General features: G+C 33.1%; 17 protein-coding genes. All 17 read left to right on the top strand.

The genetic code is table 11. The features are described from left to right. Window positions 1-27: 27 nt before the first annotated feature. The 17 genes from rfbB to pgi all read left to right on the top strand — a co-directional run bounded on the left by rfbB (window position 28) and on the right by pgi (window position 18,750). Window positions 28-1,086: a dTDP-glucose 4,6-dehydratase gene (rfbB, locus tag ACQ7EO_RS00375; RefSeq protein ID WP_434278669.1), complete on the top strand. Its 1,059-nt coding sequence runs from the start codon at window positions 28-30 to the stop codon at window positions 1,084-1,086. Next, window positions 1,086-1,961: a glucose-1-phosphate thymidylyltransferase RfbA gene (gene rfbA / locus ACQ7EO_RS00380; protein ID WP_434278670.1), complete on the top strand. Its 876-nt coding sequence runs from the start codon at window positions 1,086-1,088 to the stop codon at window positions 1,959-1,961. The genes rfbB and rfbA overlap by 1 nt, the downstream gene beginning before the upstream one ends. Window position 1,962: 1 nt before the next feature. Next, entirely contained in the window at window positions 1,963-2,820 is an 858-nt protein-coding gene (locus ACQ7EO_RS00385) for a WxcM-like domain-containing protein (protein ID WP_262087357.1), read from the top strand. Continuing rightward, on the top strand, window positions 2,817-3,932 hold the full coding sequence (locus ACQ7EO_RS00390) for a DegT/DnrJ/EryC1/StrS family aminotransferase (protein ID WP_434278671.1): 1,116 nt from the start codon (window positions 2,817-2,819) through the stop codon (window positions 3,930-3,932). Before ACQ7EO_RS00385 ends, ACQ7EO_RS00390 begins: the two co-directional genes overlap by 4 nt. 2 nt (window positions 3,933-3,934) lie before the next feature. Then, on the top strand, window positions 3,935-5,188 hold the full coding sequence (locus ACQ7EO_RS00395) for an O-antigen translocase (protein WP_434278672.1): 1,254 nt from the start codon (window positions 3,935-3,937) through the stop codon (window positions 5,186-5,188). 4 nt (window positions 5,189-5,192) lie between these two features. After that, window positions 5,193-6,107 (top strand): glycosyltransferase family 2 protein, encoded by a 915-nt coding sequence (locus tag ACQ7EO_RS00400; RefSeq protein ID WP_434278673.1) that lies wholly within the window; start codon window positions 5,193-5,195, stop codon window positions 6,105-6,107. Continuing rightward, entirely contained in the window at window positions 6,108-7,352 is a 1,245-nt protein-coding gene (locus ACQ7EO_RS00405) for a hypothetical protein (RefSeq protein ID WP_434278674.1), read from the top strand. A 64-nt stretch (window positions 7,353-7,416) separates the two neighbouring features. Then, entirely contained in the window at window positions 7,417-8,676 is a 1,260-nt protein-coding gene (locus ACQ7EO_RS00410) for a glycosyltransferase family 4 protein (protein ID WP_434278675.1), read from the top strand. Further along, window positions 8,660-9,781 carry a glycosyltransferase gene (locus ACQ7EO_RS00415; RefSeq protein WP_434278676.1) on the top strand — a complete coding sequence of 374 codons (1,122 nt, stop codon included), beginning with the start codon at window positions 8,660-8,662 and terminating at the stop codon, window positions 9,779-9,781. The genes ACQ7EO_RS00410 and ACQ7EO_RS00415 overlap by 17 nt, the downstream gene beginning before the upstream one ends. Window positions 9,782-9,790: 9 nt before the next feature. Next, window positions 9,791-10,825 (top strand): polysaccharide biosynthesis protein, encoded by a 1,035-nt coding sequence (locus tag ACQ7EO_RS00420; RefSeq protein WP_262087349.1) that lies wholly within the window; start codon window positions 9,791-9,793, stop codon window positions 10,823-10,825. A 1-nt stretch (window position 10,826) separates the two neighbouring features. Then, window positions 10,827-11,939 (top strand): UDP-2-acetamido-2,6-beta-L-arabino-hexul-4-ose reductase, encoded by a 1,113-nt coding sequence (gene wbjC, locus ACQ7EO_RS00425; protein ID WP_434278677.1) that lies wholly within the window; start codon window positions 10,827-10,829, stop codon window positions 11,937-11,939. A gap of 11 nt (window positions 11,940-11,950) precedes the next feature. Next, window positions 11,951-13,081, top strand: a complete 1,131-nt coding sequence (gene wecB, locus ACQ7EO_RS00430) for a non-hydrolyzing UDP-N-acetylglucosamine 2-epimerase (RefSeq protein ID WP_434278678.1) — start codon at window positions 11,951-11,953, stop codon at window positions 13,079-13,081. A 9-nt stretch (window positions 13,082-13,090) separates the two neighbouring features. Then, window positions 13,091-14,284, top strand: coding sequence for a glycosyltransferase family 4 protein (locus ACQ7EO_RS00435; RefSeq protein WP_434278679.1), 1,194 nt, complete (start codon window positions 13,091-13,093; stop codon window positions 14,282-14,284). 20 nt (window positions 14,285-14,304) lie between these two features. After that, on the top strand, window positions 14,305-14,925 hold the full coding sequence (locus ACQ7EO_RS00440; RefSeq protein ID WP_262087344.1) for a sugar transferase: 621 nt from the start codon (window positions 14,305-14,307) through the stop codon (window positions 14,923-14,925). 17 nt (window positions 14,926-14,942) lie between these two features. Continuing rightward, the gene (galU, locus tag ACQ7EO_RS00445) at window positions 14,943-15,818 is read left to right on the top strand and encodes a UTP--glucose-1-phosphate uridylyltransferase GalU (RefSeq protein WP_434278680.1); all 876 of its coding nucleotides are present in this window, start codon (window positions 14,943-14,945) and stop codon (window positions 15,816-15,818) included. 14 nt (window positions 15,819-15,832) lie between these two features. Next, window positions 15,833-17,092 carry a nucleotide sugar dehydrogenase gene (locus tag ACQ7EO_RS00450; protein ID WP_434278681.1) on the top strand — a complete coding sequence of 420 codons (1,260 nt, stop codon included), beginning with the start codon at window positions 15,833-15,835 and terminating at the stop codon, window positions 17,090-17,092. Then, window positions 17,089-18,750, top strand: a complete 1,662-nt coding sequence (gene pgi / locus ACQ7EO_RS00455) for a glucose-6-phosphate isomerase (protein WP_434278682.1) — start codon at window positions 17,089-17,091, stop codon at window positions 18,748-18,750. Before ACQ7EO_RS00450 ends, pgi begins: the two co-directional genes overlap by 4 nt. The last annotated feature ends 11 nt before the right edge of the window (window positions 18,751-18,761 follow it).

Raw genomic sequence — 18,761 nt, forward strand, 5'->3', positions numbered from 1 at the left:
TTAAAAAATGATTTGCAGGATTAGGGTATGAGAGTTTTGGTGACTGGTGGTGCGGGGTTTATTGGATCAGCAGTGGTACGATATATTATAAAAAATACAAAGGATGAAGTATTAAATATTGATAAGCTGACTTATGCTGGCAATCTAGAGTCTTTGAAAGAAGTTGATCCAGATTCACGTTACCAATTTAAGCAAATTGACATTTGTGATGCTGAAAAATTAACTCAAATTTTTGCTGAGTTTAAACCTGAGGTGGTGATGCATTTAGCTGCTGAGTCACATGTGGATCGCTCAATCGATGGGCCTGCTGAATTTATTAACACTAATATTGTAGGTACATATACTTTGTTGGAAGTTACCCGAAAATATTGGCTAAATCTTAGTGAACTGCAAAAACAACAATTTAGATTTCACCATATTTCAACTGATGAAGTGTATGGTGATTTAGAAGGGACTACTGATCTGTTTACTGAAACAACAGCTTATGCACCGAGCTCCCCTTATTCTGCAAGTAAAGCCAGCTCAGATCATTTAGTTCGAGCGTGGCAAAGAACTTATGGTTTGCCTACTATTGTGACTAATTGTTCAAATAATTATGGTCCTTATCATTTTCCTGAAAAATTAATTCCATTGGTCATTTTAAATGCTTTGGATGGTAAGCCTTTGCCTATTTATGGTAAAGGTGATCAAATTCGTGATTGGTTATATGTCGAAGATCATGCGCGCGTACTTTATAAAGTTGTTACAGAAGGTGCAGTTGGTGAGACTTATAATATTGGTGGACATAACGAAAAACAAAATATTGAAGTGGTAAAAACCATCTGTAAAATTTTGGATGAATTAAAACCCCAGATAAATAATCAATCATATGAAACATTGATTACTTTTGTTAAAGATCGTCCAGGGCATGATTTACGCTATGCAATTGATGCAAGTAAAATTGCTCAAGATTTAGGCTGGAAGCCAGAAGAAACATTTGATACAGGTATTCGTAAAACTGTGGAATGGTATTTAAATAATTTAGAATGGTGCCGTCGAGTACAAGATGGTAGCTATCAACGTGAACGATTAGGTGTAACTGCGTAATGACAACAACAAAAGGTATTATTTTAGCAGGTGGTTCAGGAACTCGTCTTTATCCCATTACCAAGGGTGTTTCTAAGCAACTCCTCCCTATTTATGATAAACCGATGGTGTATTATCCATTATCCGTACTTATGCTTGCAGGAATTCGAGAGATTTTAATCATAAGCACGCCTGAAGATATTGATGGTTTTAAGCGTCTATTGAATGATGGTTCGCAGTTTGGTGTAGAACTTAGTTATGCAGTTCAACCGAGTCCTGATGGCTTAGCGCAGGCTTTTATTCTCGGTGAAGATTTTATTGGTGATAGTAATGTTTGTTTAGTGCTTGGTGATAATATTTTTTATGGCCAGGGCTTTACACCAATGCTACGTCAAGCTGTCGCACGTCAAAAAGGTGCAACAGTTTTTGGTTATCAAGTTAAAGACCCAGAGCGCTTTGGTGTGGTTGAGTTTGATGAGCAGAAATGCGCTGTCTCCTTAGAAGAAAAACCAAAACAGCCAAAATCTAATTTTGCAGTCACGGGTTTGTACTTTTACGACAATGATGTTATTCAAATTGCCAAAAGCGTGAAGCCTTCTGACCGTGGTGAGTTGGAAATTACCACAGTTAATCAGATGTATCTTGAGCGTGGTGATTTAAACGTGGAGTTGTTAGGTCGCGGTTTCGCTTGGTTAGATACAGGAACGCATGCAAGTCTACTAGAAGCTGCTCAGTTTGTTGAAACGATAGAAAAACGTCAAGGGTATAAAGTTGCTTGCCTAGAAGAAATAGCTTTACATAATGGTTGGTTAACTAAAGAACAAGTTTTACAAATCGGTCAAAGCATGAGTAAGAATGACTATGGTCAATATTTGATTTCTTTGGTAAATGACTAAAATGAGCCTAGTTAAATTAATCGATTTGCCAAATTTTGGCGATGAAAGAGGTGGATTGGTTGCAATTGAATCAAATCATTCCATTCCTTTTGAAGTAAAGCGTTTATATTATATTTTTAATACCACTAATAAACCTCGTGGATTTCATGCTCATATAGATTTGAAACAGGTTGCAATTTGCCTTAAAGGAAGTTGTCGTTTCATTTTAGATAATGGTTATAAGAAAGAAGAAGTCATTTTGGACTCAGCTACCAAGGGCTTGGTAATAGAAAGTTTAATATGGCGTGAAATGCATGATTTTTCTGAAGATTGTGTTTTACTTGTTCTTGCAAGTGAGCATTTTTCAGAACAAGATTATATTCGAAACTATGATGAGTTTCTCAAGGTCGTGAATAAACCTTATATTCATCCCTTGTCTGACGTAAAGTCTAAAAATATTGGTCAAAAAACAAAAGTTTGGCAATATAGTGTGATTTTTTCACAAGCAGTCATTGGTGAAAATTGTAATATTTGTGCGCATACCATGATTGAAAATGACGTACAGATTGGTGATAACGTCACAATTAAATCGGGTGTTTATGTATGGGATGGCATTACATTAGAAGATAATGTTTTTATTGGCCCATGCGTTGCTTTTACTAATGACAAGAAACCACGTTCAAAGCAATATCCTGATGAGTTTCCAAAAACTATTGTTGAGAAAGGAGCAACTATCGGAGCAAACGCAACGATATTACCTGGTATACGAATAGGTGAAAAGGCACTCATTGGCGCTGGCGCAGTTGTAACCAAAGATGTTCCTGCAAATGCAATCGTAGTTGGAAATCCAGCAATAATCAAAGGATATATAGAAGAATGATTCCTTTTTTAGATTTAAAAAATATTAATCAACAATATAGAACAGAGCTAATAGAGGCTTGTACACGAATAATTGACTCTGGTTGGTATATTGGTGGGAATGAACTGGAAAAATTTGAACAAAATTTTGCTGAATATTGTGGAACAAAATTTGCAATTGGGGTTGCAAATGGTTTAGATGCACTTATCTTAACACTGCGTGCTTGGAAAGAGCTTGGTAGGTTAAAAGATGGTGATGAGGTTATTGTTCCGTCAAATACTTATATCGCAAGTATTTTAGCAATTACAGCAAATAATTTAGAACCAGTCTTAGTTGAGCCAGATATTAGAACATATAATATCGATATTTCAAAAATTGAAGAAGCAATTACTTCGCGAACAAAAGTTATTTTACCTGTTCATTTATATGGTCAATTAGCTGATATGCCTGCAATTATAGAAATTGCAAATAAGCATAATCTACTTGTTTTAGAGGATTCAGCACAATCGCATGGTGCTACAATAAATGGGAAAAAGGCTGGAAATTGGGGTGATGCCTCAGGCTTCAGTTTTTATCCTGGGAAAAATTTAGGTGCCCTCGGTGACGCAGGTGCTGTAACTACCAATAATGAAGAACTTGCTCAAATGTTACGTGCGCTTCGTAATTATGGATCCCATGAAAAATATAAGAACTTGGTACCAGGAGTAAATAGTAGACTAGATGAAATTCAAGCTGCAATGTTAGATGTTAAATTAAAATTCTTGGATCATGAGGTTGAACATCGTCGTAAAATTGCCAGTTTATATCTTGAGAAGATTAATAACCCTCTAATTGAGTTGCCATTAAGTAATATAAATGCTGAAAAATACCAACAGCATGTTTGGCACTTATTTGTAATTAGAACAGAGTATAGAGATACTTTACAGAAATATTTAGCAGACCATAACATTCAAACTTTAATTCATTACCCTATTCCTCCACATAAACAGCAAGCTTACAAAGAGTGGAATGATTTAAGCTATCCAATCTCAGAGCAAATTCATGCGGAAGTAATAAGCATACCAATTGGACCGACTTTAAGTTTTGAAGAAGCTGAAGTGGTAATTCAACTTTGCAATGATTTTAAAGTATAAAAATGAATTTACTCAAAACGAGTATACTCAATGGAGTTGCTGTTTTAATTAAAACAGCAACAATGTTTATACTGAATAAAATTTTGGCTGTTTATGTTGGCCCCACAGGTTATGCAGCAATTGGGCAATTTCAAAATTTCATACAAATGATAACAACTTTTGCAGGAAGTGCTATCAATACAGCTGTTATTAAATATACAGCGGAATACAATGACGATAAAAGTAAGCAAGAAAAAATATGGAAAACAGCTGGAAGTATTGTTTTATTTTTTAGTTTAATTTCTTCATTATTTATTTTAATTTTTCAAAAAAAACTTTCTATTTATATTTTTCATACCGATACATATCAATTGGTATTTGTATGGTTTGCAATTTTTTTACTTTTTTTTACTTTTAACTCACTATTTTTGGCAATACTTAATGGAAAAAAAGAAATATTAAAGCTTGTTGTTGCAAATGTACTCGGCAGTTTGTTTTCTCTCGTAGTTACAAGTATCTTGGCAATCAAGTATAATTTATATGGAGCATTAGTTGCACTTTCAATTTATCAATCTTTAGCTTTTTTTATTACTTTACTTTTATGTTATAAATCCGATTGGTTTAGACTGGCATATTTATTTGGTAAAATAGACACAAGTATCGCAAAAAAATTTGCAGCATTTGCATTGATGGCTTTGGTTAGCGCTATATGTGTTCCTCTTTCACAAATAGTTATTCGAAGTTACTTGACATATGAATATGGACTAACATATGCAGGCTACTGGGAAGCCATGATTCGTTTGAGCGCAGCTTACTTAATGCTTGTAACAACTACTTTAGGTGTATATTACTTACCTAGGCTTTCGGAGCTATCAAAAATACAGGAAATAAAATCTGAAATTTATCTTGGCTATAAATTTATATTTCCTCTAGCTGTTGTTAGTGGTTTCTTTGTTTATTTATTAAGAGATTGGATAATTGTATTGCTGTTTAGCAAAGCCTTTCTGCCAATGAGAGATTTATTTTTATGGCAAATAATAGGTGATTCTCTAAAAATCGGTAGCTGGATACTTGCATATTTGATGTTAAGTAAAGCTATGACAAGGCTTTTTATAACTACAGAAATTATTTTTGCAATGATTTCAATTGGATTAACTTATGTGTGTACTCAAAGTTTTGGTTTTGAAGGTGTCTCAATTGCTCATTTAATTAATTATGCATTATATTGGATTATTATGAGTTTTTTTGTTTTTAAATCTTTAAAAGAATGTGTGTGAAAATATGAGTGAAAAAAGTCAGCCTTTGGTTTCAATTGTCATACCTTGCTATAATCATGAAAACTTTGTACAAGACTGCATTCAAGGTTTGATAAACCAAACTTATAAGAATATAGAACTTATTATTATTGATGATGGATCAAAAGATGATTCAATTATAAAAATACAAGAAATGATAACAAAATGTAGGAATCGCTTTATTCGTTTTGAATTTAGGCATAGATCGAATAAAGGTTTAAGTACAACATTAAATGAAGCATTAGAGTGGTGTGAAGGAGATTACTGGAGTATTTGTTCTTCTGATGATTTCTATCATGAAAATAAAGTTTCTATTCAAGTTGAATATCTGCTATCTAATATAAAACATAAGTTTTGTGTGACTAATGCATATGTTATTAATGATTTGAATGAAGTATTAACAAGTCAAACCGGAAATTATAATTTAGGCTTGATTCATAAAATAATTTTTGATGATATATTTACATTTAAGATTCATCTACCCGTTACTGGAATGTATGAAACTTATTTAATAAAAAATATTATAAATGGCTTTGATCCGAATGTTACTGCAGAGGATTATGATATATATTTAAAAATAGCACTAGTTACAGATATCGGTGTTATTGATGATAAACTATATTATTATCGTTCGCCAGAAGCTATCGGTTCTGAAAGAAAGCGTATGCCAATGAGAATGGATGTTTCTGATTCACATTTGTTAACTATAAATAAATATAAGAATCATCCATTGTATAATGATGCGATTAATATGTGGAATTACAGAAGGTTTGTTTTTTTCTCTGCATATAGATTTAGTAAAATATATGCTTTTAAAGGGATGATTAAATCTTTTAATAAATTTAAAGAATTAAATTTTTGTAAATCATTAATAAAGCTTATTTTCATTTGGAGAGGGTAAGTGTTGGCTAATAGTTTTTTTTCAAAAACATTTCTCTATTTATATGCTTTTTTATATATATTTAATCCAGGGAATTTTTTTAGTTTTAATTTAATGTACCTACTGGGTGTTTTTGCAATTGGATATTTTTTTATAAATATTAGTCAAACTTTGATATATTTATCAAGTAAAAGAGTTTTGATATTTATATCAATTTGTTTGTTATTTTTTATGTACTTGTTTGTTTTATATTTATTTGGTGCTGATGATGCCTTATTAAGAGGGTATTCTTTTTTATTAATTATACTTAGTCTTCTATGTGCATTAACAATATTATCTATTTATAGTAAAATATATTCATGTAATTTTAAAGATTTTTGTGATTTTATTATAAAGGTTGGAGCTATTCAACTTTTTTTTGTAATATTAGCACTAACTGTTCCAGCATTTAGAGACTGGACATTAGCAACAGCGAGACAGAATTCAATACAAGATATATCAAATGATTTTGGGAGTGGGCTAAGATCGTTTGGCCTTGCTACAGGTTATACGTCAACATTTCCTATGTTGATGGGTTTATGTTCTTTATTAAGTATTTATTATTTTATTTTTTCAAAAAAAATATCAGAAAAGATTACATATCTATTTCTTTTTCTAGGCATGATTTTAAGCGTAATACTTAATGCAAGAATTGGTCTCGTTCCAATTGCACTTTGGTTGATCGTATCTCCATTATATCTTTTATACAAAAGGAAAGTAAAACTATTTATTTTACTAGTTTTAATGTTTAGTTTAGGTTTTATTTTTATTGGTATTGATTATTTGCAGACTGATTATTTTTTCAGGTTAATGCAGGGTGTGGAAGAGTTAAAAAAACTATCAGAAGGAAAATCGACAGGAACTTTTGAAACTTTATCCTATATGTGGTTTTTTCCAGAAGATATAATGCATTTCTTATGGGGGGAAGGGAAAATAATAGTTGGAGCGTATCCGGTAGGTTCAGATATAGGCTTGATTCAAGATATATTCATGTTCGGTCTTGTTCCAACAGTTTTTCTTGGCTTTATTTTATTATACTTTTTAAACCCTTTATTTAAGAATATTTCAAAAACATTTGGAACTTTTTTCTTTTTAATTTTTATATGCTCTTTATTTTTATATTATTTAAAAGGTATGAATTTTTATTCAAATGAGGTAAGTAATACGGTGTTGTTATTAGCTGTTTTTTCCATATTTACATATAATGACATGAAAAGTGTGAAGTGATGTTAAAGCATTTCATAAATCAAGATATTATATTCTTTAATATCTTTTGATAAGTAGGATTGATATGACTGTTAAATCGTTTTTTTTATCCAGCTTGTTTCCGGATGAACTAACTTCGGAAATAGTAAACTTAAGTAATGGTCAAATTGCTAATGCAAATAATGCATTGCAATGGAGTATTTATACAGGATTACATCATTTTCTACCGACTTTATATTTGTTGAATTTTCCAAATGTAGGAGCTTATCCTCTAAAATACAAAAAAATTTCTATGTCTGGTAGCAAGATTTATCGAGATGGGAAGGAAATAGGTGAAAGTTTTTCTTTTTTAAATATTGTTTATGTTAAACATTATTTGAAATTTATAAAAATTATGAAAATTCTTGATGAGATTATAAAAATAAATAAAGAAAATGAAAAAATTATTTTCTTTATTTATGATTTATATCCACCCTTTTTAAAAGCGCTTAGTATATATAAATCTAAATATTCTGAAATTGAGATAACATTATGTCTTATTGTACCTGATTTGCATGGAATGACAGGTAGCAAAAAGAGTTTGATAGGCAGTATTGTTTTAAATCAAGATGCAAGAGTTATTTCTAAATCTTATAAAGAAGTAGATGCTTTTGTATTTTTAAGTAAATATATGGCCGATGAAATACCTGTTGGAACAAAGCCTTGGGTTGTTGTTGAAGGCATTTTTAATAATGAATTTTTAGATCAAAACCCAAAATTAAGTTCAGAAGAAGTAGTTTTATTTTATTCTGGGGCTATTGATGAGAGAAATGGTATTTTAAATCTTTTGCAAGCATTCTCAGCGATCGATAATCCTAATTATCGTCTGATAGTGTGCGGGGCTGGACCTTTGTACTCGGAAGTGATCAATTATGCAAAAAAAGATAGCCGAATAAATTATTTAGGTCAAATTCCTCGTGCTGAAGTTTTAAAGTTACAAATAAATGCTACTTTACTCATTAATCCACGGTTACCTGGACAAGATTTTACAAAATATTCTTTTCCGTCAAAAACTATGGAGTATTTCGCTTCAGGTACACCTACATTAATGTACCGTTTAGAAGGAGTTCCAGATGAGTATTTTAATTTTTGTTTTCACCTTGATTACTCATCCTCAGACAATTCTGTGATTACTGATCTGAAGGATAAAATAATTGATGTTTGTAGTATGGATAAAATTAAACGTTGGAAAATAGGTAATTCAGCAAAGACTTTTATTCTTACAAAAAAGAACCCAATTGCACAGTGCGAGTTAATTTATAATTTGGTAATGAATAAAGGTTATACTGATGAATATCTTACTTAATGCTTCAAATTTGCATAGTGGAGGAGGAGTGCAAGTTGCCATTTCGGTTATATTTGAATTGTCACTACTTGATCTCAATGGCTTAGAAATTTCCGTTCTTGTTTCAGACGAAGTCAATGAATCCTTAATGCAACTTAATACCGATTTTTCTAAATTTTATGATTATACTATTCTAAATACTTATGGTTTATCCGCGGTATGGAAGGGCGTTGATTTTATTATTAAAAAATATGATTTAGTTTTAACTGTTTTTGGTCCTCTATATTCTATTTTTAAACCAAAAAAAATGATTACAGGTTTTGCACAACCATGGATTATTTATACTAAAAATGAAATTTACTCAAAATATTCTTTATTTAATAAAATAAAAATTAATGTTAAATATTTCTTTCAATATTTATTCTTTAAAAGAAATGATAAGTTAATTACTGAACTTGAACATGTTAAAATAGCTTTAATTGAAAAAGGTTTTACCGAGAATAAAATTGAAATAGTTTACAATTGTTTAAATTCTATCTATTTTTCACCAGAGAGATGGGCAAAAGAAAAAGTAGTTGCTTGTAATAATAATTTGAAATTTGGATTCGTTGGAAGAGATTACCCACATAAAAATACTGATTTTCTTGCAGATTTGAAGCTTATACTTGCCTCTGAGTATAACCTCAATATTGATTTTTATGTTACTTTCAATGACTTAGAATGGAAAAATAAAAGTGAGAAATTTAGAGGTCTAGTTAATAATGTTGGTGCATTGACTATTGACCAATGCCCTAGGTTTTATAAGGAAATGGATGCAATTATTTTTCCGAGTCTATTAGAATGTTTTTCGGCCACCCCTCTAGAAGCTATGGTTATGGGCAAGCCTTTATTTGCATCAGATAGACATTTTGTTAGAGATGTGTGCAAAGATTACGCTAATTATTTTAATCCTTTAGATCCTAAATCTACTGCAGATATGATTTATAAATTTGTAAATGATAATGGATTCAAAGATGTTGAAAAATTAGAATCGGCTAAACAATATGTACTTAATTTTTCAAATCCCAAACAACGGGCTCAACGATATTTAGATTTAATTTTATCTTTCCAAGATGATAGTAAATAGGAGAACATAATGTTCAATGGAAAAACATTATTAATTACTGGTGGTACAGGATCATTCGGTAATGCTGTACTAAACCGTTTTTTAGACAGCGATTTTAAAGAAATCCGTATCTTTAGTCGTGATGAGAAAAAACAAGATGATATGCGTAAAAAGTATCAATCATCTAAACTTAAATTTTATATCGGAGATGTCCGTGATTTTAACTCAGTATTAAATGTAACACGTGGAGTGGATTATATTTTTCATGCTGCAGCGCTGAAGCAAGTCCCCTCATGTGAGTTCTATCCTTTAGAAGCAGTTAAAACAAATGTTTTAGGTACAGAAAATTTACTGGAAGCCGCAATTCAAAATAAAGTTACACGAGTTGTTTGCTTAAGTACTGATAAAGCTGTTTATCCAATCAATGCTATGGGGATTTCTAAAGCAATGATGGAAAAGGTTATGGTAGCAAAATCACGTAATCTTGAAGGTACTAACACTGTTATTTGTGGTACTCGTTATGGCAATGTTATGGCTTCTCGTGGTTCAGTTATTCCATTATTCGTTGATCAAATTCGCGCTGGTAAAGCTATTACAATAACAGATCCACATATGACTCGCTTTATGATGACGCTTGAAGATGCGGTTGATCTTGTACTGTATGCATTTAATCATGGTCAAAATGGAGATATCTTTGTACAAAAAGCGCCTGCGGCAACCATTGATACACTAGCACGCGCAATTACACAAATGCTTAATAAGAAAGACCACCAAATTAATGTGATTGGTACCCGTCATGGTGAAAAAGCATTTGAGGCACTTCTTAGTCGTGAAGAGAAAGCTTGTGCTGAAGATCTTGGTGATTATTTCCGAGTTCCAGCAGATCAGCGTGATTTAAACTATGAAAAATACATTGAAGATGGTAATACCAAAGTTGTTGAATATGAAGATTATAATTCACATAATACAACACGCTTAGATGTAGATGGGATGAAAGAATTATTGCTTAAACTTGAATTTATCCGTGATTTAACCAATGGCATTTACAAATCACCTGAGGTTTAAAATGAAAGTTTTGGTTACTGGTGCAAATGGTTTTGTTGCTAAAAATTTAATACAGTATTTATCTGAGAAAGAAAATATTGAAGTATTGAAATATTATCGCAATTCAACTGAGCAAGAGTTAGAGCAATTAGTTTTAGAGGCTGAATGGATTGTACATTTAGCTGGTATAAATCGCCCTAAAAATGATGATGAATTTGTAGAAGGGAATGTTTCACTTACTGAAAGAATTTGTGACATTCTGCTGATCAATAAGAAAAAAACATCAATTATATTATCTTCTTCTATTCAGGCAGAAAGAGATAATATCTATGGTCAAAGTAAACTCGGTGGAGAACAAGCATTAACTAAATTGAATCAAGAAAATGGAAATCCAATTTACATTTCTAGAATGGTCAATATTTTTGGTAAATGGTCAAAACCGAACTATAACTCAGCAGTTGCAACCTTCTGTTATAACATCGCAAATGATTTACCTATACAAATCAACGATCCAAATGCACTGATTCGATTGGTTTATATTGATGATGTCGTTGAAACAATTTGGGATATTTTAAATCAAAAATATCCAGCAAATGAGTCATTTGAAATTAAACCTGAATATCAAATTTCCGTAGGGCAACTTGCTGAAACGATTTATGGATTTAAAGATTCAAGAGAGTCTTTGATTACAGATCGAGTAGGTACCGGTTTAATACGTGCCTTGTATTCAACATATTTAAGTTTTTTTAGCCCTAAGCAGTTTGATTATGGCGTAACAAAATATGGTGATAATCGTGGTGTATTTGTAGAAATGTTGAAAACCCCTGATGCGGGACAATTTTCTTATTTTACAGCTTATCCAGGTATTACACGTGGTGGGCACTATCATCATACCAAGACAGAAAAGTTTTTGGTCATTAAAGGTAAGGCTTTATTTAAGTTTAAAAATGTGATCACTGGTGAGTTTTATCAATTGGAAACTTCTGGTGAAGAGCCTAGAATTGTTGAAACAGTACCTGGTTGGACGCATGACATTACTAATATTGGTGATGATGAAATGGTGGTGATGTTATGGGCAAATGAAATATTTGACCGTTCAAAACCAGATACATATGCAATGCCATTATCTAATTAAAGAGTTATTTTGTGAAAAAATTAAAATTAATGACAGTCGTGGGGACTCGCCCAGAAATTATTCGTTTATCTCGTGTGATGGCCGTATGCGATAAATATTTTGATCACGTTATTGTACATACTGGTCAAAATTATGATTATGAACTAAATGAAATTTTCTTTACGGACTTAGGTATACGTAAGCCAGATTATTTTTTAAATTCAGCAGGTGCTACTGGGGCAGAAACAATTGGTAATGTTATCATTGCAGTAGACAGGGTTCTAGAGGAAGCTCAACCTGATGCATTATTAGTATTAGGTGATACCAATAGTTGTACAGCCGTTATTCCAGCAAAGAGACGTAAAATTCCGACATTCCATATGGAAGCGGGGAATCGTTGTTTTGATATGCGAGTGCCTGAAGAGATTAATAGACGTATTGTAGATCATACTGCTGATATTAATTTGACTTACAGTACGATTGCCCGTGATTATTTGCTTGCTGAGGGTTTGCCCGCTGATCTTGTGATCAAAACAGGTAGCCCAATGTTTGAAGTATTAACCTATTATAAAGAGAAAATTCTAGCTTCAAATGTATTAGAACAATTGAAGTTGAAAGAGCACGAATATTTTATTGTGAGTGCACACCGTGAAGAAAATATTAACTCAGATCAAAATTTCTTGGATTTGGTTGAAATGTTAAATGCCGTGGCGGAAAAATATAATTATCCTGTGATTGTTTCCACTCATCCTAGAACACGTAAACGTATCGAACAAATGGGCGTAACATTTCATCCGTTAGTACAATTGTTAAAACCACTAGGTTTTAGTGATTACAATAAATTACAACTTTGTGCCAAAGTAGCTTTATCTGATAGTGGAACGATTAATGAAGAGTCTTCTATTCTAAACTTTCCAGCTCTGAATTTACGACAGGCGCATGAGCGTCCAGAAGGTATGGAGGAAGCAGCAGTCATGATGGTTGGCTTAACTTCTGAACGTATTTTGCAAGGGTTGCAGATTTTAGAATACCAAGCGAGAGGGGATGAAAGAACGCTCCGATTAGTCGAAGATTACAGTATGCCAAATGTTTCAGAAAAAGTAGCACGCATTATCTTAAGTTATACAGACTATGTTAATCGTGTAATTTGGAAAAAATATTAAGGCAATTAGATGATGAAAAAGACATACTTAGTAACGGAATATTATCATTCAAATCAAAATACGACAGGATATCTATTTCATAAGTTATATATCCATTTGAAAAAGGTATATGGTTCTGAGCTATGCTTGATTATCAAAGAAGACAAAAACAATGATGTTATCGATCCTGAAAGCATCATTGTTAAAGATTTGAATTTGAATAAGAAGAGTTTGATTCAAAGGTTGTTTTTTGAATTGATCATTTCTTTTCGTTTTTTTATTAAAGTATTAAAAAATGTTAAAAAACAAGATCTCGTGTTTACTGGAACCACTCCTATTTTTCTGTTGATTGTCATTTACTTTGCTAAAAAAATGATAGGTTTTAAATGGGTATTGCTTGTTCATGATGTATTTCCTGAAAACTTAGTGTCTGCTAAGGTTTTGAAAAAGGAAAATTTTCTTTATAAAATTTTAAAAAAAGTTTTTGATGTTTTCTATGCAACTCCTGAAAAGTTGATTGTGATTGGCCAAGATATGAAAGATTTAGTCGACACCAAAACAAATCAAAGTAATAGTGTTGTGATCCAAAATTGGATTGATGAAAATGATATTGAAGTAGAAGAAAAAAGCTCAAATGAGATATTGAAAAAATTAAATTGGGAAAATGAGTCACCAGTATTTCAATTTTTTGGTAATATTGGTCGCGTACAAGGTGTAGATAATATTATTGAAGCGATTAAGCTGATAGAACCGTCTAAGAGACCTAAATTTTTATTTATGGGGGATGGGGCATATGTCGAACAACTTAATCACGCAATAGAAACATTAAATGATCCAAATATACAATATATTGGACCTGTGAAACAGAATGCGAAATCTAAGGGATTAAATGCTGGAGATATTGCTATTGTAACTCTAGCTGATGGAATGTTGGGTTTAGGAGTGCCGAGTAAAGCTTATTTTTCAATGGCTGCTGATAAGCCTTTATTGGCGATTATGGATGAATACTCTGAAGTTGCTTGTATGATTAAAGCGCATCAAATTGGTTGGATTGTTCCACCTGAAAACCCTATGCTTTTAGCAAAAGCGATACTAGAGATCATAGAAAACACTTCAAAAGATAATATACAATCGTCTAGAGATGTTTTAATTAATAATTATTCTGAGCCAGTAGCAATGAAAAAAATAGTAGAGGTTTTACAATATGTCTCTAATATTAAATAAGAAATTGAGGTTTTATAGTAATGAAAAGACTTGTTGATATTATTATTGCGTCAATAGCACTTTTATTACTGTCGCCTATTTTTCTTTTAGTCGCATACAAGGTACGTAAAAATTTAGGTTCCCCTATCTTCTTTTATCAAGAACGACCAGGAAAAGATTGTAAACATTTTAGAATGATGAAGTTTCGTTCTATGAAAAATGCTTTTGATAAAGATGGTCAACCCTTACCAGATGATCAGCGTATTACGCCATTTGGGAAAAAACTGCGCTCAACCAGTTTAGATGAAATGCCACAATTACTTAATGTCTTAAAAGGTGATATGAGTATTGTTGGACCACGACCGCAGCTTCCTGAATTTGTAGAACACTATACGGCCCATCAATTGCGCCGACACAATGTTAAACCAGGAATGACTGGTCTGGCTCAAGTGAGTGGACGTAATAATTTATCTTGGGAAGAAAAATTTGACTTAGATGTACAGTATGTTGAAAGACAGTCAACTTTTCTCGATTTTAAAATCATGTTTAAAACCGTTAAAGTTATGTTTAAAAAAGAAGGCATAGATTCACCAGACCAAGCTGTTGGAGCAAGCCGTTTTTCAGGTTCAGATACAACTGATACCAAATCGACCAATCATTAATAGTGTTAAAGTAAATCATGATCAAAAAAGCCATTTTACCTGTTGCTGGGTTAGGTACTCGTTTTCTACCTGCAAGTAAATCAATTCCTAAAGAAATGGTCACAGTGGTTGACCGTCCTGCAATTGAGTATGTTGTCAAAGAAGCTGTGGCTGCTGGAATTGAACAAATCATTTTAGTGACACATTCTTCAAAAGCATCCATAGAAAATTATTTTGATCGTAATTTTGAACTGGAAACAACTTTAGAAAATAAGAAAAAAATTGATCTACTGAAAGAAATTACTGAAATTTTACCTAAACATGTCAGCGTGGTTAGTGTCCGTCAACCTCAACCATTGGGCTTAGGGCATGCTGTTTTATGTGCGAAATCAGTAATTGGAAGTGATGATTTTGCTGTGTTATTGCCAGATGTTTTGGTAAAAGAAAATAGTACAGAAAATGATCTGGCACGAATGATTCATCGTTTTAATATATCTAAAACATCGCAAATTATGGTAGAGGCTGTACCTGATCATCTTGTGGATCAATATGGTATTGTCGATGTAGCATCTTTACCTGTTGAGGGTGAAAGTATCGTGATGAAAGGGATTGTCGAAAAGCCTGCAGTTGGTAGTGCACCTTCAAATTTATCTGTGGTGGGGCGTTATGTACTGCCTGCTAAGATTATGCAGTTATTAGAACAAACGCCCAAAGGTGCGGGCAATGAAATCCAATTAACTGATGCCATTGCTGCATTACAAAAATTAGAAAATGTCGAAGCGTATCGTATGAAAGGTCAGACTTTCGACTGTGGGAGCAAAATTGGTTATTTAAAAGCAGTATTACACTATGCTGTGGAGCATCCTAAGTTGGGTGAAGAATTTAAATTGCTCATCAAAGAATTGAATTTATAATAATTGGATCTGATATGAATATTTGTGTATTTGGCACAACACTCCAAGCTGGCGTACTCGCTGGCTTGTTTGCTGAATATGGGCACCGCGTGTATTGGTGTCCCCGAGTAGGCGCTGATCATCAATCCTCAGTACACTACCAAGATGAAGATTTAAATCAACTCATTCAAAAACAGATTAAGAATAATTCCATTCAATTGGTCGGGTTAAAACAACTTCAATTACAAAGTGAAGTTTTTTTATTTAGTTTTAATCCTTCTGAATTTGACCAAGCCAAACACTTGGCTGAAGAATTAAAACGTTTTCCTATCATTCATCCAAGACTGATGATCAATGGTTCTACATTCGGTTTACAAGGTACTGAAGAACTAAAACAAATTTTAGTGGCTGATCATTGGGCGTATTTGCCAGACACCATTCAAGAAGGTAATGCGATTCAAAGTTTTATCGACCTAAAGCAGGTGATTGTTGGTGTAGATCAACCTGCGACACAGCAGATTATCAAAGAATTATTAAGACCCTTTTTTCAGTTAAAACATCAATATTTGTTTATGCCATTTTTAGATGCTGAATTTACCAAGCTGAGTATTTCAGGCATGTTGGCTACACGCATCAGTTATATGAATGATATGGCGCAAGTCGCTGAAAAATTAAATATTGATATTCATAATGTTAAACAGGGATTGGCATCTGATAGTCGAATTGGCGCATCATATTTATCTGCAGGTGTGGGTTTTGGTGGAGAAAATTTCTCCCATGATATTTTAACCTTAACTGGTACAGTGGCGGGTTCAGGGATCAAAAGCCAATTGCTGGATCAGGTTTGGAATATCAACGAACAACAAAAAGAAATTTTATTTAGAAAACTCTGGAATTACTATCAAGGGCAGTTAACAGGTAAAGTTGTGGCGATTTGGGGTGCTTCTTTTAAAGAAAATACCTCAAGTATTGAGAACTCACCAATTCATGCCATGCTTGCAGCGCTTTGGGCACAAGGCGCGATTGTACAGTTACACGATCCACAAGCCTTAGAGCGGGTAGCAAATTTCTATGGCAAACGCGCTGATTTGATTTTATGTCATGATCAATACCAAGTGGTAGAAAATGCACATGCATTGTGTTTATTGACAGCTTGGAAGCAATATTGGAGTCCTGATTATTCACAACTTTTACAGAAAATGGCCCATCCTTTGATTCTCGATGGTCGTAATATGTTAGATCCAGATTTCGTCAAAGCACAAGGTTTTGCTTATCAGGGTGTAGGGCGAGTATGACAAATTCTATATTAGACAATGATCAAAGAGAGCAGCATTTAGTACGATTGCAAAATCTTGCTAAAGAACAACAGCAATTGTGTTTAACCGATTTATTTGAGCAAGATCCGCAGCGGTTTGATAAGTTCTCAGTACATTTTAATCAACTGAGTTTTGATTATAGTAAACATCGTATTGACCAAAATGCATGTGATGCCTTGTTTAAATTTGCAGATTTAAAACAATTAACGCAATGGATCAAACGTTTATTTACCGAAGAATCGATCAATTATACGGAAGACCGATCAGCAATGCATTGGGCATTGCGTTTACCGAAGCATGATCAAGATTACCCTGAACTGGCTGAATTGGTACATCAACAATTAGATCGCATGTATCAGCTTGTCGATAAAGTTCATGCAGGACAATGTCGTGGTTCGACAGGTGAAGTGATTCAAGATGTGGTCAATATCGGTGTGGGTGGTTCTGATTTAGGACCATTGATGGTGAGTCATGCTTTATCAGACTATAAAGTCAGTACTGCTAAACCATTAAAAGTACATTTCGTTTCAACTATGGATGGTAGTCAGCTTTCTGATTTACTACATCAATTACGCCCTGAAACTACCTTATTTATTATTTCGTCCAAGTCTTTTGGAACTATTGATACTCTATCCAATGCTCAAACAGTTCGGCAGTGGTTAGAAAAAGATTTGGGTATGCAAAACAGTGTGATCCAACATCATTTTATTGGGGTTTCAACCAAGCCTGAGAAAATGACAGAATGGGGAATCGCAGCAGAAAACCAGTTCTTACTTTGGGATTGGGTCGGTGGTCGTTACTCGTTGTGGTCATGTATTGGTTTACCGATTGCATTGCAGATTGGTGTTGATGGGTTTAAACAATTGCTCGCAGGCGCTTATGCGATTGATCAGCATTTCCAAAAAGCTTCATTTGCACAAAATATTCCAGTACTGATGGGGTTACTTGGGGTTTGGAATAATAATTTTTTAAATATTCAGACCCATGCAGTATTGCCTTATGATGGCCGTCTAAAATATTTTGCTTCTTATTTACAGCAACTAGAGATGGAATCGAATGGGAAGTCGATTCAAAGAAATAATGAAAAAGTTGATTTAAAAACCTGCCCAATTGTCTGGGGCGAAGTGGGCCCAAATGCGCAACATGCTTTTTATCAGCTTTTGCATCAAGGAACCCATGCGGTGAGTTGTGATTTTATTGCGCCAGTGCAGCGTTATAATTCGAATCAATTTACTTATGCTGAAAGTGCAGAATCCTTAATTGAGCAGCATCATTTGGCTTTATCCAATTGCTTGGCGCAGTCGCGATTATTGGCTTTTGGTAACACAGCATTAAATGCCAATGAATTATCAGGCTTACCTGTATATAAACAGTATGAAGGCAATCAACCAAGCTCAACGCTATTGTTGCAAGAACTAAGCCCTTATAGTTTAGGAATGCTGATTGCATTGTATGAACATAAAGTGTTTGTACAATCGGTTATTTGGAATATTAATCCATTTGATCAATGGGGCGTTGAAAAAGGCAAAGAAATTGCCAATCAATTACTCCCTATCCTCAATGGTAAAGAAAAAGACGTGTCTCAACTGGATGCTTCAACACAAGGTTTAATTAAGATCTTGCTGGGTAAAGAGTAGATATACTGGAA

This window comes from Acinetobacter sp. CE-15 (genome assembly GCF_051059255.1).
GTDB classification, from domain to species: domain Bacteria; phylum Pseudomonadota; class Gammaproteobacteria; order Pseudomonadales; family Moraxellaceae; genus Acinetobacter; species Acinetobacter guillouiae.

Excerpts from the sequence above, each read along its gene's own strand:
- rfbB (WP_434278669.1), top strand. The coding sequence starts at position 28 with ATGAGAGTTTTGGTGACTGGTGGTGCGGGGTTTATTGGATCAGCAGTG.
- rfbA (WP_434278670.1), top strand. The coding sequence starts at position 1,086 with ATGACAACAACAAAAGGTATTATTTTAGCAGGTGGTTCAGGAACTCGT.
- ACQ7EO_RS00385 (WP_262087357.1), top strand. The coding sequence starts at position 1,963 with ATGAGCCTAGTTAAATTAATCGATTTGCCAAATTTTGGCGATGAAAGA.
- ACQ7EO_RS00390 (WP_434278671.1), top strand. The coding sequence starts at position 2,817 with ATGATTCCTTTTTTAGATTTAAAAAATATTAATCAACAATATAGAACA.
- ACQ7EO_RS00395 (WP_434278672.1), top strand. The coding sequence starts at position 3,935 with ATGAATTTACTCAAAACGAGTATACTCAATGGAGTTGCTGTTTTAATT.
- ACQ7EO_RS00400 (WP_434278673.1), top strand. The coding sequence starts at position 5,193 with ATGAGTGAAAAAAGTCAGCCTTTGGTTTCAATTGTCATACCTTGCTAT.
- ACQ7EO_RS00410 (WP_434278675.1), top strand. The coding sequence starts at position 7,417 with ATGACTGTTAAATCGTTTTTTTTATCCAGCTTGTTTCCGGATGAACTA.
- ACQ7EO_RS00415 (WP_434278676.1), top strand. The coding sequence starts at position 8,660 with ATGAATATCTTACTTAATGCTTCAAATTTGCATAGTGGAGGAGGAGTG.
- ACQ7EO_RS00420 (WP_262087349.1), top strand. The coding sequence starts at position 9,791 with ATGTTCAATGGAAAAACATTATTAATTACTGGTGGTACAGGATCATTC.
- wbjC (WP_434278677.1), top strand. The coding sequence starts at position 10,827 with ATGAAAGTTTTGGTTACTGGTGCAAATGGTTTTGTTGCTAAAAATTTA.
- ACQ7EO_RS00435 (WP_434278679.1), top strand. The coding sequence starts at position 13,091 with ATGATGAAAAAGACATACTTAGTAACGGAATATTATCATTCAAATCAA.
- ACQ7EO_RS00440 (WP_262087344.1), top strand. The coding sequence starts at position 14,305 with ATGAAAAGACTTGTTGATATTATTATTGCGTCAATAGCACTTTTATTA.
- galU (WP_434278680.1), top strand. The coding sequence starts at position 14,943 with ATGATCAAAAAAGCCATTTTACCTGTTGCTGGGTTAGGTACTCGTTTT.
- ACQ7EO_RS00450 (WP_434278681.1), top strand. The coding sequence starts at position 15,833 with ATGAATATTTGTGTATTTGGCACAACACTCCAAGCTGGCGTACTCGCT.
- pgi (WP_434278682.1), top strand. The coding sequence starts at position 17,089 with ATGACAAATTCTATATTAGACAATGATCAAAGAGAGCAGCATTTAGTA.